This window comes from Pseudomonas fakonensis (genome assembly GCF_019139895.1).
Classification (GTDB): Bacteria; Pseudomonadota; Gammaproteobacteria; order Pseudomonadales; family Pseudomonadaceae; genus Aquipseudomonas; species Aquipseudomonas fakonensis.
In genome coordinates this window covers 3,506,437-3,530,118 of sequence record NZ_CP077076.1, presented here as the reverse complement: position 1 = coordinate 3,530,118, position 23,682 = coordinate 3,506,437, and the positions used below count along the sequence as shown (strand labels likewise).

The window sequence follows — 23,682 nt, the reverse complement described above, 5'->3', positions numbered from 1 at the left end:
TTCTGATGGAACTTACGCCTTGGTCCTATACGTGCGCAGAAAACTTCACGCTGCGTGGATGGCAATCGCCCCCTAGCGGTCGCCCACTGCTGCACTTTCTGCATGGCAACGGCTTTTGCAGCCTGGCCTATCAACCCCTGCTGCTGCGCCTGAGCGAACACTTCGACCTGTGGCTGAGCGATGTGCAGGGCCATGGCGACAGCGACCACGGCGGCGCCTTCTGCGGTTGGAACCGCTCGGCCGAGCTGGCCCTGGAGGCGTTTGCCAGTGGGCGTGGCGAGTATGGCGAGGTGCCGTGCCTTGCCGCCGGCCACAGCTTTGGTGGCGTGCTGACCGGGCTGATGCTGGCCCGCGAGCCACAGCTGTTCCAGCGCGCGGTGCTGCTCGACCCGGTGCTGTTCAGCCGGCGCATGCTCGGGGTGATGGGGGCGGCCGCGATGGTTGGCCTGCACCGTCGGCATGCCCTGGCGCGCAAGGCCGCCACCCGTCGCAGCCACTGGCCCGACCGCATGGCCGCGCTGGCTTCGCTGCAGGGGCGGGGGATCTTCAAGGGCTGGAGCGAGACGGCCTTGCATGCCTATGTGGAGCACGCCATCGGTGACTGCGGCGAGGGCGTGGTACTCAAGTGCCGGCCCAGCCGCGAGGTGGAGATTTTCAGCTCGTACCCGGCGCGCATGTGGCAGCAGCTGGCAAGCATCAGCACCCCTACCTGCATCCTGTACGGCGAACAGACGTATCCCTTCGTGCCCCGCTCGGTGCAGCGCCTGGCCGGGCTGAATGCCCATGTGAGCGCGCAGCAGGTGGCGGGTGGGCACTGCTTCATGCAGGAAGACCCGGCGATGGCGGCCGAGCGGGTGGTGGCGTTTCTTGCAGGCTGATCGCCGGTGATACCTGTTGCGCTGGCAGGTTGGGGCGTGGGGGCGATTGTTTTGGGTTGCCTGTGACGGCCTCATCGCCGGCAAGCCGGCTCCTACAGGGACGGCGCAGGGCTGAGGGACAGGCGACCCATTTGGGTTCGGTTCTGAGAAGTAGAGAAATTGTCCATTTCGCGACGATGAGCGGTCGAATCGCGCGCGAACGACAATTGCAGATTGCTTACGCTGGCACACCCCAACGGACGGAGCCCCAGCATGAACCAGGCGGTCAGCCCAGACCCGCAACACCACCTCGCCCAACGCCACGCGGCCCGCCGCCAGCGCATTTTGCGCCTGGGCCTGGCGGGTGCGGTGGGGGTGGCGCTGCTGGCCTACGGCGCCTACTGGTGGCAGGCCGGGCGCTTTCTGCAGCAGACCGACGACGCCTACGTACGCGCCGACTGGGCGCCGATCAGCGCCCGGGTCAGCGGCTATGTGGCCGAGGTGGCGGTGGCCGACAACGCCAGGGTCAAGGCTGGCGATGTGCTGGTGCGCCTGGATGCCCGGGATTTTCGCGACCGCCTGCGCAAGGCCCAGGCTCGCCTGGCGGTCAGCGAGGCGGCGCTCGAGGTGCAGCGCCTGCGCCTGCGCACCTTCGCCGCCGAACAGGCCGAGCAGGTTCAGGCCATTGCCCGGGCAGACGCCGAGCGCGGCGGCAGCCGTGGCGAGGCGCAGCGTGCCGAGGCGGACTGGCAACGCTACCAGCGCCTGGCCGAGTGGCAGGCGGCCAGTGTGCAGCGCATGGAGCAGGCCCGCGCCACGCGCATCCAGGCCCACGCCCTGCAGCGCGCCGCCGACGCCGAACTGGCTCGCCAGCATGCCCATAAAGCGGTGCTGGCGCAGCAGGGCCGACAGCTCGAGGCGCAGTTGCAGCAGCGCCAGGCCGATCTCGACCAGGCGCGGGCCGAAGCTGACCTTGCCCGCAGTGCCTTGGCCGATACCGAAATCCGCGCGCCGTTCGACGGTGTGGTGGGCCAGCGCAAGGTACGCCAGCAGCAGTACGTGACGCCGGGGCTGCCGCTGCTGGCGGTGGTGCCGGTCGAGCAGGCTTATGTCGTGGCCAACTTCAAGGAAACCCAGCTGGCGCACCTGCACCCGGGCCAGCCGGTCACCCTCGAAGTGGACACCTTCGGCCAGCACTGGCGCGGTACCGTCGACAGCGTTTCGCCAGGCTCGGGTGCGGTGTTCGCCTTGCTGCCGCCGGACAACGCCACCGGCAATTTCACCAAGATCGTCCAGCGCTTCCCGGTGCGCATCCACCTTGAGCCGGAGCCTGCCGGTGCGCCGCGGCTGCTGCCGGGCATGTCGGTGATCGCCACGGTCGACACCCGCCAGGTGCGCGATGAGCACTGATGAAAAGGTCTCCACACGCGCCTGGGTGGCAGTGATCGGCGGCCTGTTCGGCTGCTTCATGGCCGGTATGAACGTGCACGTCACCAGCGCCGCGCTGCCCGAAATCGAAGGGGCGCTGGGGGCCAGCTTCGAGGAAGGCTCGTGGATCTCCACCGCCTACCTGGTGGCCGAAATCAGCATGATCCCGCTGACCGCCTGGCTGGTGCAGGTGTTCTCGCTGCGGCGGGTGATGCTGGTGGGCTCGGCGGTGTTCCTGGCAAGCTCGGTGAGCTGCGCCCTGGCGCCCAACCTCGAAGCGATGATCGCCCTGCGGGTGTTGCAGGGCGCCTCGGGGGCGGTGCTGATCCCGCTGTCGATGCAGTTGATCATCACCGAACTGCCGGCCAGCCGCCTGGCCCTGGGCATGGCCCTGTTCAGCCTGTCCAACAGCGTGGCCCAGGCCGCCGGCCCGTCGATTGGCGGCTGGCTCACCGACATGTACTCGTGGCGCTGGATTTTCCTGCTGCAACTGCCGCCGGGCCTGGCCCTGCTGGTGGCGGTGGCCTGGTCGATCAAGGGCCGGGCGGGCGACCGCAGCGCCTTGCGCCAGGCCGACTGGCTGGGTATCGCGGCCATGGCACTGGGCCTGGGGGCATTGCAAGTGGTGCTGGAGGAGGGCGGGCGCAAGGACTGGTTCGACTCGCGCTTTATCGTCGGCTTCAGCCTGGTTGCGCTGATTTGCCTGGCGCTGTTCATCCAGCGCCAGCTATGGGGTGCGCGGCCGTTCATCAACCTGCGCCTGCTGGGCAGCTACAACTTCGGCGTGTCCAGCCTGGCCATGGCGGTGTTCGGTGCGGCCACCTTCGGGCTGGTGTTTCTGGTGCCTAATTACCTGTCGCTGGTGCAGGGCTACAGCGCCAGCGAAATCGGCAAGAGCCTGATCGCCTACGGCCTGGTGCAACTGCTGCTGGCACCGCTGCTGCCGCGGCTGATGCGCTGGCTCAACGCCAAGCTGCTGGTGGCCAGCGGCTTCGCCATCATGGCCTTGGGCTGCTGGCTGGGCTCACAGCTGACGGTGGATGCCGGCAGCAACGTGATCATCCCCTCCACCGTGGTGCGCGGCATCGGCCAGCCGTTGATCATGGTGGCGCTGTCGGTGCTGGCGGTGAAGGGCCTGGACAAGGCCCAGGCGGGTTCGGCCTCGGCGTTGATCTCGATGCTGCGCAACCTGGGGGGCGCGCTGGGGACGGCGTTGCTGACGCAGCTGGTGTCGCAGCGCGAGCGTTTTCATTCGGTCAGGGTGGGCGAGACGCTGACCGTGTTCGATGGCGCCTTGCAGCAGCGCTTGCCGGGCGGCCTGGTGGACCCGCAGTCGCCCGAGGTGATGCAGACGCTGGCATTGATCGACCAGAGCGTGCGTGAGCAGGCCTACCTGATGGCGTATTCCGATGCGTTCTACCTGTCGTGCGTGGCCTTGCTGGGTTGTGCGTTGGCGGCGTTTTTGCTGCGTAGCCGCTGAGGCAGGCCCGGCCTCATCGCCGGCAAGCTGGTACTCTATAGAACACACTACAGCTCATTGATTTAACACGGTCCCTGTGGGAAGCGGCCTTGCCGGGGCGCCGTCCGGTCGAGATGGGCCGCGAAGCGGCCCCAAGGCCTCGGCCTCATGCAAAATTGCCGGGGCTGCTGCGCAGCCCATCTCGACCGGACGGCGCCCCGGCAAGGCCGCTTCCCACAGGATTGCACAGAGCCTGAATCTGGCGCTGTACCTGTGTGGGCTTTAGCCGCGAATACCGGCAAAGCCGGTGCCATCCACCGCGCCGCAGCACATGTCGCGCTATCATGCCCCTCCACCTGTCACCGACCCCAGCCAATGACCCGCCCGCTCATCCTCCCGCTCGCCGAGAACTACCGCCACGGCGAACACATCGCCCCGCATTGCCACGACCGCGCGCAGCTGATCCATGCCATCAGCGGGGTGGTCACGGTCAATACCCTGGAGGGCAGCTGGGTGGTGCCGCCTGGGCGCGGGGTCTGGGTGCCGGCGGCCTGCGAGCATGAGCTGCGCATGTCAGGGGTGGTGCGCATGCGCACCTTGTTCGTCGATGCTGCCGCGCGCCCGGGGTTGCCGGCGCTGTGCCAGGTGATCGATATCTCGCCGCTGCTGCGCGAGCTGATCATCCGCGCCATGGACATCACCCCGGGGTACCCGCTGGATGGGCATGAGGCGCGCATCATGGCGCTGATCCTCGATGAGATCCGCGTGTTGCCGGTGCTGGCGCTGCATGTGCCCAGCCCGCGTTCGGCGGTGTTGCAGGAACTCTGCGAAACCTTGCGCCTGGCGCCAGCGGACAACTGGAGCTTGGGGCGGGCGGCTGAATTGTGCGGGCTCAGCGGGCGCACCCTGACCCGGGCATTTCAGCGCGAAACCGGCCTTAGCCTGGTGCAATGGGTGCGGCGCATGCGCTTGCTGGCGGGGCTCGACGCGCTGGCGGCAGGGCGCTCGGTGTTGGAGGTGGCGCTGGACCAGGGGTATGACAGCCCCAGTGCGTTCAGTGCGATGTTCAGGCGCACGCTGGGGGTTTCGCCTTCGGTGTATTTCGGGCGGGTCGGGAGTGCTGGTGTGGGGGGCGATGGAGGCGGGGTCTGACGAACAAGGACCGCTTTGCGGCCCATCGCGGGCAAGCCCGCTCCTACAGGAGGGTGCAATGCCCATTGTAGGAGCGGGCTTGCCCGCGATGGGCTGCAAAGCAGCCCCCGGATCTTACGCCTGCATCAACGCTGCGGATTCAGCGTCAGGTGCACGTGACGGTTCACGTCCTTGTACAGCAGGTAGCTGAACGGGCCTGGGCCGCCGGAGTAGCAGGCTTGCGGGCAGAATGCGCGCAGCCACATGAAGTCGCCGGCTTCGACCTCGACCCAGTCCTGGTTCAGGCGGTATACCGCCTTGCCTTCCAGTACGTACAGGCCGTGTTCCATGACGTGGGTCTCGGCGAACGGGATCACGCCACCCGGCTGGAAGGTCACGATGTTCACGTGCATGTCGTGGCGCATGTCGGCCATGTCGACGAAGCGGGTGGTCTTCCACGCGCCTTCGGTGCCCGGCATTTCGATGACGGTGGCGTTGTCACGGTGGGTGACGAACGACTCCGGTACCGGCAGGCCTTCGACCTTCTGGTAGTGCTTGCGCAGCCAGTGGAAGGTGACGTTGGCCTTGCTGTTGTTGCGCAGGCTCCACTCGGCGCCCGGGGCCAGGAAGGCGTAGCCGCCCGGTACCAGGGTGTGGTGCTTGCCTTCGACGGTGATGTCGATTTCGCCTTCGACCACGAACAATACCGCTTCGGCGTTCGGGTCCAGTTCAGGGCGCTCGCTGCCGCCTTCAGGGGCAACTTCGACGATGTACTGCGAGAAGGTTTCGGCGAAGCCGGTCAGCGGGCGGGCGATGACCCACATGCGCATCTTGTCCCAGAACGGCAGGTGGCTGGTGACGATGTCACGCATCACGCCCTTGGGGATCACGGCATAGGCTTCGGTGAACATGGCACGGTCAGTCAGCAGCTCGGTTTGAGCCGGGTGCCCACCGTGGGGGGCGAAGTAGGATGGTTTCGACATGAACGGTCTCGACTTGTTGTTCTCTCCCCATGCCTTGGACCACACCGGCCGGTGCGTGCAGGGGATGCACGGACAGCATAAGAGCGTGCCCGTGGTATCCACAAATTAAATGTTGAAATACTCTATATTCAATTACTGAATGCTTACCTGGCGCCCGGCATGGCCTTCCTGCAAACGGTCGCCCTGGCCGAACAGCTTGTGGCGCAGGGTGCCGTCCTGGTAGGCAGTGGGGTAGCGGCCGCGGCGTTGCAGTTCGGGCACCAGCAGCTCGACCACGTTGTGCAGGTCGTCCGGCTGTACGGCGTAGGTCAGGTTGAAGCCGTCGATGCCGGTCTCGTCGAGCCAGTGCTCCAACTGGTCGGCGACCTCGCTGGCAGCGCCCACCAGCACCGGCCCGCGGCCACCCAGACCGACGAACTCGGCGGCCTCACGCACAGTCCAGCGGCGGTTGGGGTCGGCAGCGGTGAAGGCGGCCAGGGCGGCGCGGCCGGCGTCGTTCTCGATGTATTCCAGCGGCGCGTCCGGGTCCAGCCCGGCAAGATCGATGCCGGTCCAGCCCGACAGCAGCGCCAGGGCCGCGTCCAGGTCGACGTAGCGGCGATATTCGGCAAAACGTGTCTCGGCCTCGCTGCGGGTGGGCGCCACGATCAGCAGCGCCTGGGCATAGATGAGCACTTGCTCACGCCCGCGCCCGGCGGCTTCACTGGCCTGGCGAATGCCGTCGGCGTAGCGGCGCAGCACCGTGGGCGTCGGTCCGCTGATGAACACGCATTCGGCATGGCGGGCGGCGAACTGCTGGCCACGTGCCGAGGCGCCGGCCTGGAACAGTACCGGGGTGCGTTGTGGCGAAGGCTGGCACAGGTGCATGCCGGGCACCTGGAAGTGCTCGCCATGGTGATTGATCGGGTGCACCCGCGACGGCTCGATATAGCACCCGGTCTCGCGCTCCAGCACCACGGCGTCGTCGTCCCAGCTGTGCTCCCACAGCTTGTACAGCACCTCGAGGTACTCCTCGGCCAGGTCGTAGCGCTGGTCGTGGCCCAGCTGGCGCACCTGGCCAAGGTTGCGCGCGGCGCTGTCGAGGTAGCCGGTGACGATGTTCCAGCCCACCCGACCGCCGCTCAGGTGGTCCAGGGTGGACATGCGCCGGGCGAAGGGGTACGGGTGCTCGTAGGTCAGCGAAAAGGTCACGCCGAAACCCAGGTGGCGGGTCACCCCGGCCATGGCCGGCACCAGCAGCAGCGGGTCGTTCACCGGCACCTGCACGCCGCCGCGCAGGGCCGCCTCGGGCCCGCCTTGGTAGACGTCGTAGATGCCCAGCACATCGGCGATGAACAGCGCATCGAACAGCCCGCGCTCCAGCAACCGGGCGAGGTCGGCCCAGTACGCCAGGCGGTTGAAGTGCACGCTGGTGTTGCGGGGGTGGCGCCACAGGCCTGGGGACTGGTGGCTGGGGGCGTTCATGCTGAAGGCGTTGAAGCGGATCTGGCGGGGCATCGTCACATCCTTGTCAGGGCAGCACGGCAGTGGGGTACACCGCCTCGGCCACGTCGAGCTTGCGTGGGATCAGGCCCAAGCCCTGGAAGGTGTCGGCCAGCTTCTGCTGTTCGGCGACGATCTGCGCGGTGATGGCCACCGCGTTGTAGTTGCGCCGTTCGCTGGCAACCTGCAGCACGCTGGCATTGATGCCCAGTTGCGGTGCCAGCAAGGCGGCGACTTCGCCGGGCTTGGCGTTGGCCCACTGGCTGACCTTGCCCAGCTCATTGAAGAAGGTCTTGAGCAGGTCGCGGTGCTGGTCGGCGAACGCGCGGGTGGACAGGTAGAAGGTGCGGTTGTTGGACAGCCCGCTGCCGTCGCGCAGGTTCTTCAGGCCCGGCTGGGCCTCGGCGGCGGCGAGGAACGGGTCCCACAGGGTGACGGCCTGTACGCTGCCCGACTGCAGCGCGGCCACGGCGTCGGCAGCATTGTTGACGTAGGCGGGGGTGATGTCCTGGTAGCTCAGGCCTGCCTGCTCCAGGGCCACGGCCAGCAGGTACTGGGCGTTCCAGCCGCGGCCGGTAGCCACGCGCTTGCCCTTGAGGTCCTCGACCTTGGCGATGTGATCCTGTTCGCGCACCACCAGGCCGATGCCGCGTGGGTAGGGCTGTTCGGCGGCGAGGTACACCACCGGCTTGCCGGCAGCCTGGGCGAACACAGACGGCGCATCGGCGGCATGGCCCAGGTCGATCGCGCCGGTACTCAGGGCCTCGAGCAATTGCGGGCCGGCGGCGAACTCGTGCCAGCTGACTTTTACCCCCCGCGGCGCCAGCGCTTTTTCCAGGGCTCCGCTACTTTTGAGGATGTTGATGCTGTTGAACTTCTGGTAGCCGATGCGCAGGGCCTTGCCGTCGTCGGCAACGGCGTTGGACCAGGGCAGCAGGGCGCTGGCAACAGTGGCCAGCAAGCCGCCGAGCAGCAGGCGGCGCAGGGGAGAGAAGACACGGGAAGGCACGGTGAAGCTCCTTGTATGGGGGCAGTTGGCGTGCTTTCAGCCTAAGGAGGGAGCTGGGGGCTTTTCAATTTCTTTATTCTAAATTGTTAGATTGTTTTGTTATTTTTATATCCTTTTGTTTTTTGTGGTGTCGAGCCTTTGGATCCACGACATTTTTTTCACATCGCCTTGCTAGCATCGCTGCCACTTTTCCGGGAACCGAACCGATGATCAATGCCCTGCGCAAGCGCGGTATCCGTCTGGCCCTGGCCACCACCGCCAGCCTTGTTGCCTGCACCCTGGGCTTTTTCGCCTGGCAGACCTTTTACCCGGTGCAGGCTGCCGGGGGCTGGAGCGTGCAGGTGTTGCACGACTCGGTGGCCAAGGCTGCCTCCTTGCTGCCGCAGGCCGATGGCAGCCTGCTGGTCAGCCGTGAACTGCGCAACGGGCGCGGCAGCATCCTGCGCATCACCGCCGAGGGCGACCGGGTGGTTGTGATCGATGGCTTGTCCAAACCGGACGGTATGGTGGCGGTGGATGGTGGCTGGGCGTTCAGCCAGGAAGTGGGTGGCGCGCCGGTCATTGTTTCACGCAATGGCCAGGTGTTACCGCTGTTTCAGGGCGACAACGTGCAGGGCCTGTACAACGATGGCGGTTACCTGTACGCCATCGAGGACCGCAAGGGCGATGGCCGGCTGATGCGCTACGACTGGCGCAGTGGTGAGCTGGACGTGCTGCGCTCGGGCCTGACCGAAACCGAAGGCCTGACCCGCTGTACCGACGGGCGCCTGCTGTACACCGAAAAGGCCGAAGGCAAAGTGCGGGCATTCAACCCCGAGGGCGAGGACCCGGTGGTGGTCGAAGGGCTGAACAACCCCACCTTCCTGCTGTGCGATCAGCGCGGCCTGTGGGTCAGCGAAGATTCCACCCACCGTGCGCGACTGCTGCGCATTGAAGGCGACGGTACCCGGCACACCGTGCTCAGCTACCTGAAAGCACCGCAAGCCATCGTGCCGGATGGCAAGGGCGGCTACCTACTCGCTGAAGGTGGCCGCGACCGGATCTTGCGCCTGACGCCGCCAGTCGAGCAGCGCACCGCGCAATCCGCAAGCGCCAATCCGCAGCCTGGTAGCTGAATCAGCTCGGCAGGCGTTTGCGCCGGCCGGGCAGCAAGCCCAGCACCAGCATGCAACCGAGCATGATCACCACGGCGCCCAGGGCCTGCAGCCAGCTCAGCGCCTCGCCCAAAAACAGTGCGCCAACCAGTACCGCCACCAGGGTGACCACGAATTCGACGCTGATTGTGCGGGTGGCGCCGATGCGCTCCACCAGGCCGAAATACAGCACGTAGGTGGTGGCGCTCATCACGGCGCCGCTGATGGCCAGGTACAGCCAGTCGATGGCCTGGGGCAATTGCGGCACCGGCACCAGCAGCAACAGCGGCAAGGTTAGCAGGCCACCTGCCAGGAACGCGCCCCCGGTGACTGTCCACGGATCCTGGCCGCGCAGGCGCAGGCTGGCGTAGTTGCTGCCGAACGCTGCGCACACGCAGCCCAGCAGCGAGGCGATGCAGCCGTGGATGAAGTCCTCGGTGACCGCCTGGGCCGGGAAGCCCACCAGCATGACGATACCCACCACCCCCAGCAGCAGCCCGGCCAGGCCTTGGTGGCTGATCTTTTCGATACCCCAGAGCCTGCCGATGATCATCGAGAACAGGGGAATGCTGGCGACGAAGATTGCCGCCATGGCCGTGCCGATGCGCGGGGTGGCATAGGACAGCCCGATCAGTTGCCCGGCCACGGTGGTGGCGCCCACCACCAGCAGTGGCCACAGCAATGGCCGCAGCTTCAGTGCCCGGCCCAATAGCGCGGCCAGCACTGTCAGGGTGCTGCCGGCAATCAGCGCGCGCAGGCTGACCGCGCCAACCCAGCCAAAGGCGTGTACCACCTTCAGCACCACCAAAAAGGAAAAGCCCCAGGCCACGGCCAGGAACAGGTAGGCGGCAAGGTCGCGCGGTCGCATCGGCAAGGATCCATCCAGCAGGGGGAGCGGCAGGCTAGCGCTGCAAGGCAGGCCAGATCAAGCGGCGTGCAGGCAATCCGAATGAGTGCGTGGCGAATGGCCATTTCTGGTGCACACTGTGTGGACTGTGCAGTTCATGTGAGCGTTCGTGGGCGTGGGCTGTCGAAGCGATAGTGCTGTTTTCCATCAACCAGTCGGTAGTGCGAGGATCGCGATGAGTGCACGGAGTTTGTGCCAGTCGATGGGGTTGGCGCTGGTCATGGCCTTGTTGGCGCCGCTGACCTTGGCGGAGCAGGCTTGCCAGCACCTTACCGCTACTGGCAACCCCGAGTACCCGCCTTACCTGTGGCGTGACCCGCAAAACCCCCAGCAATTGATCGGTGCCAATGCTGACCTGCTCCGGCATGTGGCCGATGAGCTGGGGCTGGTGGTGGATGTGGTGTATGTCGGGCCGTGGTCGCGGGCCCAGGAAGAGGTCAACGGTGGTCGCATCGACATGATGGCTGGCTACTTTCGCACCCAGGCGCGGGAGCAGTTGATGGATTTCGTCAGCCCGCCGTTCCTGTTCAACTCCAGTGTGGTGTGGGTGCGCCAGGGCGAGGCATTCAGCTACAGCGGCTGGGCCGACCTGCAGGGTCGCCGGGGCGGTACCTTGGTCAACAACAGCCATGGCCAGGCGTTTGACGACTACGCCCGCCAGCACCTGGACCTGGAGGCTGTGCCCAGCGCCACCCAGGCCTTCGAGAAGTTGCTGCTCAAGCGTAATGACTATGTGATCTTCGAGCGTTATCCGGGCGTTGCCCTGGCTCGCACTTTGGGCCGGGAGCAACAGTTGCAGGTGCTGGAGCCGCCGATATCGAGTGAGGGGTTGTTCCTGGCGTTGTCGCACAAGTCGGCTTGCAATGTGCCAGCGTTGCGTGAGCAGTTGGCGCGCAAGATGAAAGAGCTGGTGGCAGGGCCCTTGCCTGAGCAACTGGTGGCGCAGAACCTGGAGCGCTGGCAGCGTCAGCAGCAGGGGGGGCAGTAGGGTCAGCTTTTACATTTGGCCAGCACCACCTGGCAGGTTTTGGGCGTGCCCCCGGAGCGCCCGGCGTAGCGCATGCAGCTGTCCAGTGACTTGCGGCTGGCGCTGGCCAGGGTCGGGCCGAAGGCCAGGCCGCCTTCGCCGCTGCTGGGCAGGGCCTTGGCGTAGCAGTTGGCGCCTTGGGCGGCGTAGCGTTGGGTGGGTTTTGAGGAGCAGCCGGTCAGGAGCAGGGTGAGGGCTAGCAGGGTCAGGGGAAGGGTAGTGTTCATTGAAATGCCCCTTGGGTGGGTGTTGGCGGTTTAGCCGTTTCGCTTGCCAAGGGTACACGGTTGAGGGTGGTTGCTGTAGGTGTTGGCTTGTCGGCGATAGCTTTTGTGTAAGCGGTATATGTTTTGTTGTTTGTTGTTTGTTGTTTGTTGTTTGTTTTGAAAGTTTTATGCGCATTCATTATTTGTAGTGACGCTTATTCACCTTTCCGCCCTTCGGCGGCTCACTTTTTGAAGCATCAAAAAGTAAGCAAAAAATGCTCGCTCCATTCATCAGCCCCGCCCGTGGCGGGGGGGCTCACTCCTGAAGTCGCGAAGTTAGGGGCGGCGCCTATGAGTACGCAGCTCGGTCGCTAGTTGCATTTGTGGGAACTCAGGATAGCAATCGCCGGCAAGCCGGCTCCTACAGTGGAACGCGTCAATTTGGATAACGCGTACCCCTGTAGGAGCCGGCTTGCCGGCGATAGGGGCCGAACAAACAACACATCGATAACAACTAAACCAATATCTCCGCTCTTGATCTGGCTGTTGATCTTGCTTCTAAGCGCGCAATAGCCCAGACAACACAAATCGCGACTTCAGGAGTGAGGGAACCCCGCCGCGGGCGGGGCTGATGATGGGAGCAGGGATTTTTTGGTGAATTTTGATTGGCCGGCATTCCGGACTTCAAAAAGTTACCCGCCGTTGGGCGGAAAGGTGAAGAAAAGCCGCCATCGTCAATGAGGGTGTCAGAAATTTTGTGTTCGGGCATAACATGAGTAAGAGGTGCATGTATGCCAACCAAGAAGAAACCCTTGCGTGACCTGCCCAAAATCCCCAAAGAGCTGCTGGAGCAGTTCGGTGAGGGCCTGATGTCCGCAGAAGCTATTGAGGATGCCTCTGCGGCGTTCAAGAAGGCCCTGATCGAGCGCGCCTTGAGTGCCGAGCTCGGTCACCACCTGGGCTATCCTCCGGGCGCGCAGCGCCCGGAGGATGAAACCAATCAGCGTAACGGCAAGAGTAGCAAGACGGTTTTGACCGGTGATGGCCCGCTACGGCTGGAAATCCTCGTGATCGCGACGGTAGTTTTGCGCCCATTCTGATCCCCAAGCATGAGCGGCGTTACACCGGTTTCGATGACAAGATCATCGCCATGTACGCCCGTGGAATGACGGTCAGAGAGATCCGAGCCTTTCTGTCCGAGCAGTATGGAACAGAGGTCTCACCCGACTTCATCAGCTCTGTGACAGACGAGGTCATGGACGAGATTGGCGCGTGGCAACAGCGGCCACTGGAGCCGATGTACCCGGTCATTTTCTTCGATGCGCTGCGGGTGAAGATCCGCGAAGAGGGCCTGGTGCGCAACAAGGCCATTTACTTGGCCCTGGGCGTTCTTCCCGACGGAACGCGAGATATCCTGGGCATCTGGATCGAGAACACCGAGGGTGCGAAGTTTTGGATGAAGGTCTTTAACGATCTCAAGACGCGCGGTGTCGAGGATGTGCTGATTGCCGTGACCGATGGCCTCAAAGGTATGCCAGAGGCTCTCAGTGCCGTGTTTCCAGAGACGACGTTGCAAACGTGCATCGTACACCTGATCCGCAACAGCCTCGACTTCGCGGCCTGGGACAAGCGGCGAGCTCTGGCCAAGGAGCTGAAGCCGATTTACCAAGCCATCAATGCTGAAGCGGCTGAGCAAGCACTCGATGAGTTTGAGAACGGGCCGTGGGGCGAGAAATATCCAACGGTGGTGGCTGCTTGAGACGGGCTTGGGATCGCGTGATTCCATTCTTTGTTTTCCGCCCGCCATCCGGAAGGTGATCTATACCACCAACGCCATCGAGAGCATCAACGCCCAGCTACGCAAGGTCATCAAGACTCGTGGGCATTTCCCGAATGATGACGCAGCGACCAAACTGATCTGGCTGGGATTGCGCAACATAACAGCCAATTGGGGAAAGCCGGCCCATGACTGGAAAAGCGCGATGAATCAATTTGCGATTCTGTATGGAGATCGGTTCATCAGGCCGACCTGGTGAGAATCAGGGCCTGCCTGACGGCAGGCCGTTACCGGCCCGCACACAAAAAATCTGACAGTCCCTCGTCAATGAATGCGCATGCATCTACCAAAGCGATCACCCTAAAATCCCGAACCCCTCACCCCCCAACCACTGTCTGCAACCGCGCCAACCCCGGCCCCTCATGTTGACGATCAAACACCTGCACCGAAACCTCAAGCCCCCCCCCCACACCCCGCACCACCCGCTGCTCACAGCGTAATCGCAAGCGCCCCTGGTCGCACTCGAACTGCCGCACCCCAGGCCGGGCGCCGCCCTCAAGCCGCAGTTCGGCCAGCCGCCCCTGGGCCGCCAGCAGCGCCAGCGACTTGTCCCGCAACAGCCCGTTGCCCTGGGTCATCAGCCCGGTGGCACGCACCGCCGCCGCCATGGCCACGGCAACGATGGTCAGCGCCACCAGCACCTCGATCAAAGTAAAACCGCGTTCGGAGCGGACCACGCTGACACCTGCGCACAAGGCAAAACTGCACGTTAGAGCGGTGCAATGACGCTTTGACGACGGCCACACCCGAGCTTTTTCAATATCCGTGACATACCTGCTTGCCACAATCGGCCCCCGATTCGAACTCACGCAAGGAATGCCGAGATGCAGATCGCCCACCGCAGCGCCACAGGCCGTCGCCACCGCCAGCAAGGCTTCACCCTGATCGAAATCATGGTGGTGGTGGTGATCCTCGGGATCCTCGCGGCGATGGTGGTGCCCAAGGTGCTCGACCGCCCCGACCAGGCCCGCGCCACCGCCGCGCGCCAGGACATCGCCGGGCTGATGCAGGCGCTCAAGCTGTACCGCCTGGACAACGGCAGCTACCCCAACCAGAACCAGGGCCTCAAGGTGCTGGCGGAAAAACCCGCCCAGGCCAAGGACAGCCAGTGGCGCTCCTACCTCGACCGCCTGCCCAACGACCCCTGGGGCCGCCCGTACCAATACCTGAACCCCGGCGCCAACGGCGAGGTCGACGTGTTCTCCCTGGGCGCCGACGGCCAGGCCGGCGGCGACGGGGTGAACAGCGACATCGGCTCCTGGCAGTTGTGACTGGCCATGGCACGCCAGGACGGCATGGCCGTGATCAGCGCCTTGCTGATTGCCGCAGTGGTGGCGGTGATCGCTGCCGCCATGATCGAGCGCCAAGGGGTATTCACCCGCCAGGTGGAGAATCGCCAATTGGCGGTACAGGGCCAGTGGGCGCTGGAGAGCGGGTTGCAACTGAGCCGCCAGTTGCTCGCCGAGCAACGTCGCCGCGACCCGCTGGTGCGCGCCGGCCAGCCGTGGGCGCAACTGCTGTCGGGTGTGCCGGCCGGGGGCGTACGCTTTGCCGGCCAGCTTGAAGACGAACAGGGCAAGTTCAACCTGCGCAACCTGGTGATCGACGGCCAGGTCGACGCCCATGCCCTGGCGACCTTCCAGCGCCTGTGCGGGCTGATTGGTGTGCAGCCGCGCCTGGCCGAGGCCATTACCGCAAGGGTGATCGGCAGCTACCCGCAGCAACCGCCGGCGCCCGTCACCCCCGAACGCCAAGGCTTCGACAGCGGCCGCCTGACATCGCCGGCAAGCGCTACTGCAGCCTTGCCACCACGCTACCCGATGTTGCGTGACCTCGCTCCCTTGGCCGGCCTCCAGGGCATGGACGCCGAGCGCCTGCAACAGCTGCAGCGCTTTGTCACCGTGCTGCCGGCGGCCACCTGGGTCAATGGCAATACGGCCAGTGCCGAGGTGCTCGCCGCGCAGGTGCCGGGGCTGTCGCTGCAACAGGCCAGCGCCTTGGTCGCCGAGCGCGATAGCGGCCGCTGGTTCGTCAACCGTGGCGACTTCATCAACCGCCTGCGCATGCCCCAGGTGGCCGCCGGCAATGTGCGGGTGGGGATCGGCAGCGACTGGTTCCGCTTGCACGGCGAGGCGCGCCAGGGCCCACGGGTGCTGCGCCTGCAAGCCTTGCTGCGCCAGCGCGAGGGGCAGTTGCCGGATGTGATCTGGACACGAGGTGGCGCATGAACGCAGTGCTGCACATTCAATTGCCGCCGCTGACGCAACTGACCGCCGGCGCCAAGCTTGACTACCGCCTGGGTGAGCGCCATGGCCAGGCCGACGGCGCGCAACTGGCCCGTGATGGCAAGGGCGCCAGTTGGTGCCTGCACTTGCACGCCGACGACAGCCTGGCCTTGCGTTTGCCGTTGCCGCCGCTGGCCGGCAAACGCCTGGATGCAGCGGTGCGCTGCGCCGTGCAAGGGCTGCTGCTGGGCGAAATCGGCCAGGTGCATGTAGCCCATGGGCCGCGCCAGGCCGATGGGCAGGTGGCGGTGGCCTGGCTTGGGCAGGCGCAACTGGCACAGGTGCAGGCCTGGCTGGGACCCCGGCGCGTGCGCTTGGGCGGGTTGTTCAGCCAACCCAGTGACGACGTGCCGGCGGTGGACCTTGCCGCAGGTCTCAAAGGCCCGGCCAAGGCCGTGGCCTGGGGGCGCACGGCGGCAGTGTGGGCGCTGGCTGCTGCGCTCTGGTGCCTGGGGTTGAACCTGTATGCCGCGCGCCTGGCAGGCGAGGGTGAGCAGTTGCGCGCGCAAATGGTCAGCCAGGTGCGCCAGGCCTTCCCGCAGTTGCCGGTGGTGCTCAACCCCTTGCAGCAGGCGCGCCAGCAGTTGCAGGGCGGGCAGGGGCCGGCGGCGATGGGCCTTGCCCGCTTGCTCGAAGGGGCGGGCCAGAGCATGCCGTTTCTGGCCGGCGAGGTTGCCGCGCTGGACTACGTCGACGCGACCTTGCGCATCACCCGCCAGGCCGACAGCGGCCAGGTGCCAGCGGCCAGTGCCTGGCAGGCCGACCTGGCCGCACGGGGTATCGAGGCGAGCGTGGCGGCGCAGGGCTGGACCTTGCGTGCGGCCAAGGAGGAGCTGGCCCATGTCGATTAGCCAGCGCTGGCACGCCAGCGGTAATCAGGCCCGCCAGCGCTGGCAGGCACTCGCGCCGCGGGAGCGGCGCGCGGTGGCACTGGCCGCAGCTTTGCTCGGCACCTTGCTGTGCTGGCAGGTGCTGATCGCCCCGGCGTTGGCCGCTATCGAACACTGGAACCAGGAACTGCCCAAGCTGCGCAGCCAGGCCCAGGCACTGGATGCCCTGCTGGCCCAGCGCCAGGCACCACCTGCGGGCGAACTGGGCGAGGCGTTGCAACAGAGCCTCGCCCAGGCCGGCCTGCAAGCGCATTCCCGGCTCAGCGCCGAGGGCGGAGGCTGGCAACTGGACTGGCAGCAGGTGCCAGCCGAAGCGGCCATGGCCTGGCTGCAGCGCGAGCCACCGCGCCTGGGCCTTGCCGTTGGCCGCCTGGCGCTGGCCCGCGACCCGGGCGCTGCCGCCCCGGTAACGTTTTCCGGAACCCTTCGCATGGATCAGGCGCATGGCGCTAAGGACCCTACATGATGTGCACCGCATCGCCACGCCTCCAGCACCGGCTGCTGCCGTTCGCGCCACTGGCCCTGGCCCTGGCGCTGGGCGCCTGCGCCACTGCGCCCGAAGGCCCGCGGCCGTTGGCCAGCAGTGAGCTGGGCCAGCCGCTGGCCTACACCAACGCCCGCGCTACCGCCCTCGACCACCAGGCCCAGGCAACCGCCAGCACACGCCCGGCGCCGCGCCAGGCACTGCCGCGGGTGGGCCAGCGCCACAGCCGCGCAGCGCCGGCTGCGGCCATGCCCAACCCCTTGGGTGAGCAGCCGGTGCAACTGAACTTCGTCGACGCCGACATTCAGGCGGTGGTGCGCGGGCTGTCCCGGGCCACCGGCCGGCAGTTTCTGGTCGACCCCAGGGTCAAGGGCCAGCTGACCCTGGTCTCCGAAGGCCAGGTGCCGGCCAGCAAGGCCTACTCGATGCTGCTGGCAGCGCTGCGCATGCAGGGGTTCAGCGTGGTCGACGTCAGCGGTGTCGCTCAAGTAGTGCCCCAGGCCGATGCCAAGCTGCTGGGCGGAGCGCTGGTCAGCGGTGACAGTGATGCCGGCAACGGCATGGTCACCCGTACCTTCCGCCTGCAGTACGAGAACGCGGTCAACCTGATCCCGGTGCTGCGCCCCATCGTCTCGCCGGACAACCCGATCAACGCCTACCCGGGCAACAACACCCTCGTGGTCACCGACTACGCCGAAAACCTCGAGCGGGTGGCGCAGATCCTCGACAAGGTCGATATCCCCAGCGCCATCGACACCGACGTGGTGCCGATCCAGAACGGTATCGCCAGCGACATCGCTGGCATGGTCGGCGAACTGCTGGACAGCCAGGGCAATGACGCAACACAGAAGATCAGCGTGCTCGGCGACCCGCGCTCGAACAGCGTGGTGATTCGTTCCGGCAGCCCCGAGCGCACGCAACTGGCCCGCGACCTCATCTACAAGCTCGACAACGCCCAGAACAGCGCCGGCAACCTGCATGTGGTGTACCTGCGCAACGCCCAGGCCGACCGCCTGGCGCAAAGCCTGCGCGGGCTGCTCACCGGTGAAAGCGACAGCACCGGCAGTGACGGCACCCGTGCGCTGCTCAGTGGCGGCGGCATGCTTACCGGCGGCAACAGCAACGGCGCCACTACCGGCACCAGCAGCGCCAGCAACCAGGGTTATTCGGCCAGCAACAGCAACGCCAGCGGCGGCCTGCTGCGCGGCAACGGCCAGGGCGCCGGCAGCACCCCCAACGGCTATGGCGCAAACCAGGGCCAGGGCGAGCAGGGCACGGCGTTTTCGGCGGGCGGGGCGACCATCCAGGCCGACAAGACCACCAACACCTTGCTGATCTCCGCCCCCGAGCCGCTGTATCGCAGCCTGCGCGAGGTGATCGACCAGCTTGACCAGCGCCGCGCCCAGGTGGTGGTGGAGAGCCTGATCGTCGAGGTGGGCGAGGACGAGGCCAACGAGTTCGGCGTGCAGTGGCAGGCCGGTAACCTCGGCGGCAAGGGCGGTTTCGGCGGCGCCAACCTGGGCGGTAGCGGCCTGGTCAAGGGCGCCAGCAGCATCGATGTGCTGCCGCCGGGGCTGTCGGTGGGGGTGGTGGACGGTACGGTGAACATCCCCGGCATCGGCGAGGTGCTCGACCTCAAGGTGCTGGCCCGGGCGCTCAAGAGCAAGGGTGGCAGCAACGTGCTGTCGACGCCCAACCTGTTGACCCTGGATAACGAGGCAGCGAGCATTTTCGTTGGCCAGACCATCCCCTTCGTCAGCGGCCAGTACGTCACCGATGGCGGCGGGACCAGCAACAACCCGTTCCAGACCATCCAGCGCGAAGAGGTAGGCCTGCGCCTGAACGTGCGTCCGCAGATCTCCGAGGGCGGCACGGTCAAGCTGGACGTCTACCAGGAAGTCAGCAGCGTCGACGAGCGCGCCTCCAGCGCGGCCGGCACGGTGACCAACAAGCGCGCCATCGACACCAGCATCTTGCTCGACGACGGCCAGATCATGGTGCTGGGCGGCCTGTTGCAGGACGGCTACAGCCAGAGCAACGAGGGTATCCCGTGGCTGTCGAGCCTGCCGGGGGTGGGGGCGTTGTTTCGCAGCGAGCGGCGCGCCACCAACAAGACCAACCTGATGGTGTTCCTGCGCCCGTACATCGTGCGTGACGCAAGCGTGGGGCGCAGCATCACACGCAACCGCTACGACTTCATCCGCCGCGCCCAGGGCGGGCTCAAACCCGAGCATTCCTGGGCCCTGCCAGACATGGACATGCCGCTGCTGCCTCCGGTGGAGCAGGGCGTGCCTGACCAGGGCCGGGCGCAACCGGCGGCGCTGAACGTGCCGCGGGCGGCGATCCGCGCGGTGCCGGTGGACGAGGTGGCCCGGTGAGCCGCCTGCCTTACGCCTGGGCCAAGGCCCAGCGCCTGGTGCTGCACGGCGAGGGCGGCGCGACGCTGGCGCGCTGCCCGTCGAGCCCGGCCTGGGCCGTGGCCGAGGTGCGCCGGCGCCACGGCGCGCTGGCGGTCGAGGCGCTCAGCGATGCGCAAATGGATGCGCTGCTGGTCAGCGCCTACGCCGATACCGGCAGCGCTGCGGCGGTGGTGGGGGCGGCGGAGAACGAAGTGGACCTGGACCGCCTGCTGCAGGACATCCCCGAGGTCACCGACCTGCTCGAAGCCCAGGACGATGCGCCGGTGATCCGCATGATCAACGCCTTGCTCACCCAGGCGGCGCGTGACCAGGCCAGCGATATCCATATCGAGCCGTTCGAAAGCCACTGCCTGGTGCGCTACCGGGTCGACGGCACCCTGCGTGACGTGGTCTCGCCGCGCAAGGCGCTGCATGGCGCGCTGGTGTCGCGGATCAAGATCATGGCGCAACTGGACATTGCCGAAAAGCGCCTGCCCCAGGACGGGCGCATCGCCTTGCGGGTGGCCGGGCGGCCGATCGATATTCGCGTGTCCACGGTGCCCACCGGGCACGGCGAGCGGGTGGTGATGCGCCTGCTCGACAAGCAGGCCGGGCGCCTGCGCCTGGAGGCGCTGGGCATGGATGCGGCGCTGCTGGCGCGGCTTGACCAGCTGATCTGCCAGCCCCATGGCATCGTGCTGGTGACCGGGCCGACCGGCTCGGGCAAGACCACCAGCCTGTACGCCGCCCTGGCGCGGCTGGATGCCAGTGTCAGCAACATTCTTACCGTCGAGGACCCGGTGGAGTACGACCTGCCGGGCATCAGCCAGATCCAGGTCAACGCGCGCATCGACATGAGCTTTGCCGTGGCCCTGCGCGCCATCCTGCGCCAGGACCCGGACGTGATCATGATCGGCGAGATCCGCGACCTGGAAACCGCGCAAATTGCCGTGCAGGCCTCGCTGACCGGGCACCTGGTGCTGGCCACGCTGCACACCAACGACGCGGTGTCGGCGGTCAACCGCCTGGTCGACATGGGTGTGGAGCCGTTCCTGCTGGCCTCGGCGTTGCTCGGGGTGCTGGCCCAGCGCCTGGTGCGCAGGCTCTGCCCGCACTGCCGCGAGCCGGACCCGGCCAGCCCCGGGCAGTACCGGGCGGTGGGCTGCGCGCAGTGCAACCATTGCGGCTACAGCGGCCGTACCGGCATTCACGAGCTGTTTTGCGTGGATGATGCCGTGCGCAGCCTCGTGCACCAAGGCGCTGACGAACAGGCGCTGCGCAGCGCAGCACGGCGCAACGGCATGCGCAGCATGCGCGAGGACGGCCAGCGCTGGGTCGACGATGGCAGCACCTGCCTTGAGGAGATCCTGCGCGTGACACGGGACGCCTGATGAACCGTTATCGCTATGAAGCTGCGGACGCCCAGGGGCGTATTGTCAACGGCCTGCTCGAGGCCGACAGCGCCGCGGCAGCCATGGCCCAGCTGCGCGGCCTGGGGCTGACCGCGCTTGAGGTCCAAGCCCAGTCGGCGGCCGGGCAGGGGGCGGGGTTGTTCGCCGCCAGGCTGTCTGACGGCGACCTGGCCTGGGCCACCCGCCAGCTGGCCAGCCTGCTGGCCGCAGGCCTGCCGCTGGAGGCTGCGCTGGGGGCGACCCTGGAGCAGGCCGAGCGCAAGCACATCGCCCAGGTGCTGGGGGCGGTACGCACCGATGTGCGCAGCGGCATGCGCCTGGCCGATGCCCTGGCGCAGCGCCCGCGTGACTTCCCGGAGATCTACCGGGCGCTGGTGGCGGCGGGCGAGGAGTCCGGCGACCTGGCCCAGGTGATGGAGCGTCTGGCCGACTACATCGAGGAGCGCAACACCTTGCGCGGCAAGATCCTCACCGCGTTCATCTACCCGGGGGTGGTGGGGCTGGTGTCGGTGGGGATCGTGGTCTTTTTGCTCAGCTACGTGGTGCCGCAGGTGGTCAGCGCCTTCACCCAGGCGCGTCAGGACCTGCCGGGGCTGACCTTGGCCATGCTCAGCGCCAGTGATTTCGTGCGTGAGTGGGGTGTGCTGTGCTTTGCTGGGCTGGCGGCGGCGGTTTGGGGCTGGCGCCTGTGGCTGCGGGCGCCGGCGGCGCGTCTGGCCTGGCACGGGCGTCTGCTGCGCCTGCCGTTGTTCGGGCGTTTTGTGCTGGGGCTGAACACGGCGCGCTTTGCCTCTACCTTGGCGATTCTTGGCAGTGCCGGGGTGCCGCTGCTGCGGGCGCTGGAGGCGGCGCGCCAGACCTTGGGCAATGACCGGCTCGACCAGTGTGTCAGCGAGGCGACCGCGCGGGTGCGTGAGGGGGCGGGGTTGGCTGCGGCGCTGGCGGTGGAGAAGGTGTTTCCGCCGTTGTTGATTCACCTGATTGCCAGCGGTGAGAAGACGGGTGATTTGCCGCCGATGCTTGACCGGGTGGCTGACAGCCTGGCCAAGGATATCGAGCGGCGGGCCATGGGGATGACGGCGTTGCTGGAGCCTTTGATGATTGTGGTGATGGGGGGGGTTGTGTTGTTGATCGTGATGGCGGTGTTGATGCCGATCATCGAGATTAACCAGTTGGTGTAGGAGCCGGCTTGCCGGTGATGGGGCCCTCGCGGGCGGCTTCTTTATTGTGTTTTATGCTTTAGATTGATCTGTTGATCTGTTGATCTGTTGATCTGTTGATCTGTTGATCTGTTTTGTTTTGAAAGTTGTAGGCGTATTCATTATTTGTAGTGACGCTTATTCACCTTTCCGCCCTTACGTAAGGGCGGAAAAGTGACGAAAAGCGCTTATCGTCAACGAATGCGCTTACATCTACGAGGGTGTCAGAAATTTTGTGTTCGGGCATAACATGAGTAAGAGGTGCATGTATGCCAACCAAAAAGAAACCCTTGCGTGACCTGCCAAAAATCCCCAAAGAGCTGCTGGAGCAGTTCGGCGAGGGCCTGATGTCCGCAGAAGCAATCGAGGATGCCTCAGCGGCGTTCAAGAAGGCCTTGATCGAGCGTGCCTTGAGTGCCGAACTCGGTCACCACCTGGGTTATCCGCCGGGCGCGCAGCGCCCGGCGGATGAAACCAATCAGCGTAACGGCAAGAGTGGCAAGACGGTTTTGACCGGCGATGGCCCGCTACGACTGGAAATCCCTCGCGATCGAGACGGTAGTTTTGCGCCCATTCTGATCCCCAAGCATGAGCGGCGTTACACCGGTTTCGATGACAAGATCATCGCCATGTACGCCCGTGGAATGACGGTCAGAGAGATCCGAGCCTTTCTGTCCGAGCAGTATGGAACAGAGGTCTCACCCGACTTCATCAGCTCTGTGACAGACGAGGTCATGGACGAGATTGGCGCGTGGCAACAGCGGCCACTGGAGCCGATGTACCCGGTCATTTTCTTCGATGCGCTGCGGGTGAAGATCCGCGAAGAGGGCCTGGTGCGCAACAAGGCCATTTACTTGGCCCTGGGCGTTCTTCCCGACGGAACGCGAGATATCCTGGGCATCTGGATCGAGAACACCGAGGGTGCGAAGTTTTGGATGAAGGTCTTTAACGATCTCAAGACGCGCGGTGTCGAAGATGTGCTGATTGCCGTGACCGATGGCCTCAAAGGTATGCCAGAGGCTCTCAGTGCCGTGTTTCCAGAGACGACGTTGCAAACGTGCATCGTACACCTGATCCGCAACAGCCTCGACTTCGCGGCCTGGGACAAGCGGCGAGCTCTGGCCAAGGAGCTGAAGCCGATTTACCAAGCCATCAATGCTGAAGCGGCTGAGCAAGCACTCGATGAGTTTGAGAACGGGCCGTGGGGCGAGAAATATCCAACGGTGGTGGCTGCTTGGAGACGGGCTTGGGATCGCGTGATTCCATTCTTTGTTTTCCCGCCCGCCATCCGGAAGGTGATCTATACCACCAACGCCATCGAGAGCATCAACGCCCAGCTACGCAAGGTCATCAAGACTCGTGGGCATTTCCCGAATGATGACGCAGCGACCAAACTGATCTGGCTGGGATTGCGCAACATAACAGCCAATTGGGGAAAGCCGGCCCATGACTGGAAAAGCGCGATGAATCAATTTGCGATTCTGTATGGAGATCGGTTCATCAGGCCGACCTGGTGAGAATCAGGGCCTGCCTGACGGCAGGCCGTTACCGGCC

The 23,682-nt window shown here is 65.7% G+C and carries 20 protein-coding genes and 1 pseudogene; 15 read left to right on the top strand and 6 right to left on the bottom strand.

What is annotated here, in order from left to right; translation table 11 throughout:
• The first annotated feature begins 5 nt into the window (after positions 1-5).
• The 4 genes from KSS94_RS15540 to KSS94_RS15525 all read left to right on the top strand — a co-directional run bounded on the left by KSS94_RS15540 (position 6) and on the right by KSS94_RS15525 (position 4,896).
• Positions 6-878 (top strand): alpha/beta fold hydrolase, encoded by an 873-nt coding sequence (locus tag KSS94_RS15540; protein WP_217838985.1) that lies wholly within the window; start codon positions 6-8, stop codon positions 876-878.
• 252 nt (positions 879-1,130) lie between these two features.
• The gene (locus KSS94_RS15535) at positions 1,131-2,267 is read left to right on the top strand and encodes an HlyD family secretion protein (protein WP_217838984.1); all 1,137 of its coding nucleotides are present in this window, start codon (positions 1,131-1,133) and stop codon (positions 2,265-2,267) included.
• Positions 2,257-3,765 carry an MDR family MFS transporter gene (locus KSS94_RS15530; RefSeq protein WP_217838983.1) on the top strand — a complete coding sequence of 503 codons (1,509 nt, stop codon included), beginning with the start codon at positions 2,257-2,259 and terminating at the stop codon, positions 3,763-3,765. Before KSS94_RS15535 ends, KSS94_RS15530 begins: the two co-directional genes overlap by 11 nt.
• A gap of 354 nt (positions 3,766-4,119) precedes the next feature.
• Positions 4,120-4,896, top strand: coding sequence for an AraC family transcriptional regulator (locus tag KSS94_RS15525; RefSeq protein WP_217838982.1), 777 nt, complete (start codon positions 4,120-4,122; stop codon positions 4,894-4,896).
• Between the two features lie 125 nt (positions 4,897-5,021).
• Here the strand turns inward: KSS94_RS15525 and KSS94_RS15520 are convergent, their stop codons facing one another.
• The 3 genes from KSS94_RS15520 to KSS94_RS15510 form a co-directional block, all read right to left on the bottom strand.
• Positions 5,022-5,858, bottom strand: a complete 837-nt coding sequence (locus KSS94_RS15520; RefSeq protein ID WP_217838981.1) for a bifunctional allantoicase/(S)-ureidoglycine aminohydrolase — start codon at positions 5,856-5,858, stop codon at positions 5,022-5,024.
• 132 nt (positions 5,859-5,990) lie between these two features.
• Entirely contained in the window at positions 5,991-7,355 is a 1,365-nt protein-coding gene (locus tag KSS94_RS15515; protein WP_217838980.1) for an LLM class flavin-dependent oxidoreductase, read from the bottom strand.
• A gap of 13 nt (positions 7,356-7,368) precedes the next feature.
• Entirely contained in the window at positions 7,369-8,349 is a 981-nt protein-coding gene (locus tag KSS94_RS15510) for an aliphatic sulfonate ABC transporter substrate-binding protein (RefSeq protein ID WP_217838979.1), read from the bottom strand.
• Positions 8,350-8,555: 206 nt separating this feature from the next.
• Between KSS94_RS15510 and KSS94_RS15505 the strand changes: the two genes are divergently transcribed.
• Entirely contained in the window at positions 8,556-9,464 is a 909-nt protein-coding gene (locus KSS94_RS15505; protein ID WP_217838978.1) for an SMP-30/gluconolactonase/LRE family protein, read from the top strand.
• A 1-nt stretch (position 9,465) separates the two neighbouring features.
• Here the strand turns inward: KSS94_RS15505 and KSS94_RS15500 are convergent, their stop codons facing one another.
• A complete protein-coding gene (locus KSS94_RS15500) occupies positions 9,466-10,350 on the bottom strand; it encodes a DMT family transporter (protein ID WP_217838977.1) in 885 nt (294 codons plus the stop codon).
• A gap of 241 nt (positions 10,351-10,591) precedes the next feature.
• Between KSS94_RS15500 and KSS94_RS15495 the strand changes: the two genes are divergently transcribed.
• Positions 10,592-11,377, top strand: a complete 786-nt coding sequence (locus KSS94_RS15495) for a substrate-binding periplasmic protein (RefSeq protein ID WP_437180016.1) — start codon at positions 10,592-10,594, stop codon at positions 11,375-11,377.
• A 2-nt stretch (positions 11,378-11,379) separates the two neighbouring features.
• On the opposite strand, the gene KSS94_RS15490 is transcribed toward KSS94_RS15495, so the two are convergent.
• Positions 11,380-11,643, bottom strand: a complete 264-nt coding sequence (locus KSS94_RS15490) for a hypothetical protein (RefSeq protein ID WP_217838975.1) — start codon at positions 11,641-11,643, stop codon at positions 11,380-11,382.
• 770 nt (positions 11,644-12,413) lie between these two features.
• On the opposite strand from KSS94_RS15490, the pseudogene KSS94_RS15485 reads away from it, so the two are divergent.
• A pseudogene (locus KSS94_RS15485) lies at positions 12,414-13,658 on the top strand (IS256 family transposase).
• Between the two features lie 118 nt (positions 13,659-13,776).
• On the opposite strand, the gene gspI reads toward KSS94_RS15485, so the two are convergent.
• Positions 13,777-14,136, bottom strand: a complete 360-nt coding sequence (gene gspI / locus KSS94_RS15480; protein ID WP_225935794.1) for a type II secretion system minor pseudopilin GspI — start codon at positions 14,134-14,136, stop codon at positions 13,777-13,779.
• 147 nt (positions 14,137-14,283) lie between these two features.
• Here gspI and gspG point away from each other — a divergent pair, with 147 nt between their 5' ends.
• The 8 genes from gspG (at position 14,284) to KSS94_RS15440 (ending at position 23,645) form a co-directional block, all read left to right on the top strand.
• Positions 14,284-14,730, top strand: a complete 447-nt coding sequence (gspG, locus tag KSS94_RS15475; RefSeq protein WP_217838973.1) for a type II secretion system major pseudopilin GspG — start codon at positions 14,284-14,286, stop codon at positions 14,728-14,730.
• 6 nt (positions 14,731-14,736) lie between these two features.
• Positions 14,737-15,687 (top strand): type II secretion system minor pseudopilin GspK, encoded by a 951-nt coding sequence (gspK, locus tag KSS94_RS15470; RefSeq protein WP_217838972.1) that lies wholly within the window; start codon positions 14,737-14,739, stop codon positions 15,685-15,687.
• Positions 15,684-16,595, top strand: coding sequence for a type II secretion system protein GspL (gene gspL / locus KSS94_RS15465; RefSeq protein ID WP_217838971.1), 912 nt, complete (start codon positions 15,684-15,686; stop codon positions 16,593-16,595). Before gspK ends, gspL begins: the two co-directional genes overlap by 4 nt.
• Positions 16,585-17,100, top strand: a complete 516-nt coding sequence (locus KSS94_RS15460; RefSeq protein ID WP_217838970.1) for a type II secretion system protein M — start codon at positions 16,585-16,587, stop codon at positions 17,098-17,100. Before gspL ends, KSS94_RS15460 begins: the two co-directional genes overlap by 11 nt.
• Entirely contained in the window at positions 17,097-19,496 is a 2,400-nt protein-coding gene (gspD, locus tag KSS94_RS15455) for a type II secretion system secretin GspD (RefSeq protein WP_217838969.1), read from the top strand. Before KSS94_RS15460 ends, gspD begins: the two co-directional genes overlap by 4 nt.
• Positions 19,493-20,908 carry a type II secretion system ATPase GspE gene (gene gspE, locus KSS94_RS15450; RefSeq protein WP_217838968.1) on the top strand — a complete coding sequence of 472 codons (1,416 nt, stop codon included), beginning with the start codon at positions 19,493-19,495 and terminating at the stop codon, positions 20,906-20,908. Before gspD ends, gspE begins: the two co-directional genes overlap by 4 nt.
• The gene (gene gspF / locus KSS94_RS15445) at positions 20,908-22,110 is read left to right on the top strand and encodes a type II secretion system inner membrane protein GspF (protein WP_217838967.1); all 1,203 of its coding nucleotides are present in this window, start codon (positions 20,908-20,910) and stop codon (positions 22,108-22,110) included. Before gspE ends, gspF begins: the two co-directional genes overlap by 1 nt.
• Positions 22,111-22,397: 287 nt before the next feature.
• Positions 22,398-23,645 (top strand): IS256 family transposase, encoded by a 1,248-nt coding sequence (locus KSS94_RS15440; protein ID WP_217838745.1) that lies wholly within the window; start codon positions 22,398-22,400, stop codon positions 23,643-23,645.
• Positions 23,646-23,682: the final 37 nt, after the last annotated feature.

Coding starts and splice junctions, on each gene's coding strand:
- KSS94_RS15540 (WP_217838985.1), top strand. CDS start 6: ATGGAACTTACGCCTTGGTCCTATACGTGCGCAGAAAACTTCACGCTG.
- KSS94_RS15535 (WP_217838984.1), top strand. CDS start 1,131: ATGAACCAGGCGGTCAGCCCAGACCCGCAACACCACCTCGCCCAACGC.
- KSS94_RS15530 (WP_217838983.1), top strand. CDS start 2,257: ATGAGCACTGATGAAAAGGTCTCCACACGCGCCTGGGTGGCAGTGATC.
- KSS94_RS15525 (WP_217838982.1), top strand. CDS start 4,120: ATGACCCGCCCGCTCATCCTCCCGCTCGCCGAGAACTACCGCCACGGC.
- KSS94_RS15520 (WP_217838981.1), bottom strand. CDS start 5,858: ATGTCGAAACCATCCTACTTCGCCCCCCACGGTGGGCACCCGGCTCAA.
- KSS94_RS15515 (WP_217838980.1), bottom strand. CDS start 7,355: ATGCCCCGCCAGATCCGCTTCAACGCCTTCAGCATGAACGCCCCCAGC.
- KSS94_RS15505 (WP_217838978.1), top strand. CDS start 8,556: ATGATCAATGCCCTGCGCAAGCGCGGTATCCGTCTGGCCCTGGCCACC.
- KSS94_RS15500 (WP_217838977.1), bottom strand. CDS start 10,350: ATGCGACCGCGCGACCTTGCCGCCTACCTGTTCCTGGCCGTGGCCTGG.
- KSS94_RS15495 (WP_437180016.1), top strand. CDS start 10,592: ATGGGGTTGGCGCTGGTCATGGCCTTGTTGGCGCCGCTGACCTTGGCG.
- KSS94_RS15490 (WP_217838975.1), bottom strand. CDS start 11,643: ATGAACACTACCCTTCCCCTGACCCTGCTAGCCCTCACCCTGCTCCTG.
- gspG (WP_217838973.1), top strand. CDS start 14,284: ATGCAGATCGCCCACCGCAGCGCCACAGGCCGTCGCCACCGCCAGCAA.
- gspK (WP_217838972.1), top strand. CDS start 14,737: ATGGCACGCCAGGACGGCATGGCCGTGATCAGCGCCTTGCTGATTGCC.
- gspL (WP_217838971.1), top strand. CDS start 15,684: ATGAACGCAGTGCTGCACATTCAATTGCCGCCGCTGACGCAACTGACC.
- KSS94_RS15460 (WP_217838970.1), top strand. CDS start 16,585: ATGTCGATTAGCCAGCGCTGGCACGCCAGCGGTAATCAGGCCCGCCAG.
- gspD (WP_217838969.1), top strand. CDS start 17,097: ATGATGTGCACCGCATCGCCACGCCTCCAGCACCGGCTGCTGCCGTTC.
- gspF (WP_217838967.1), top strand. CDS start 20,908: ATGAACCGTTATCGCTATGAAGCTGCGGACGCCCAGGGGCGTATTGTC.
- KSS94_RS15440 (WP_217838745.1), top strand. CDS start 22,398: ATGCCAACCAAAAAGAAACCCTTGCGTGACCTGCCAAAAATCCCCAAA.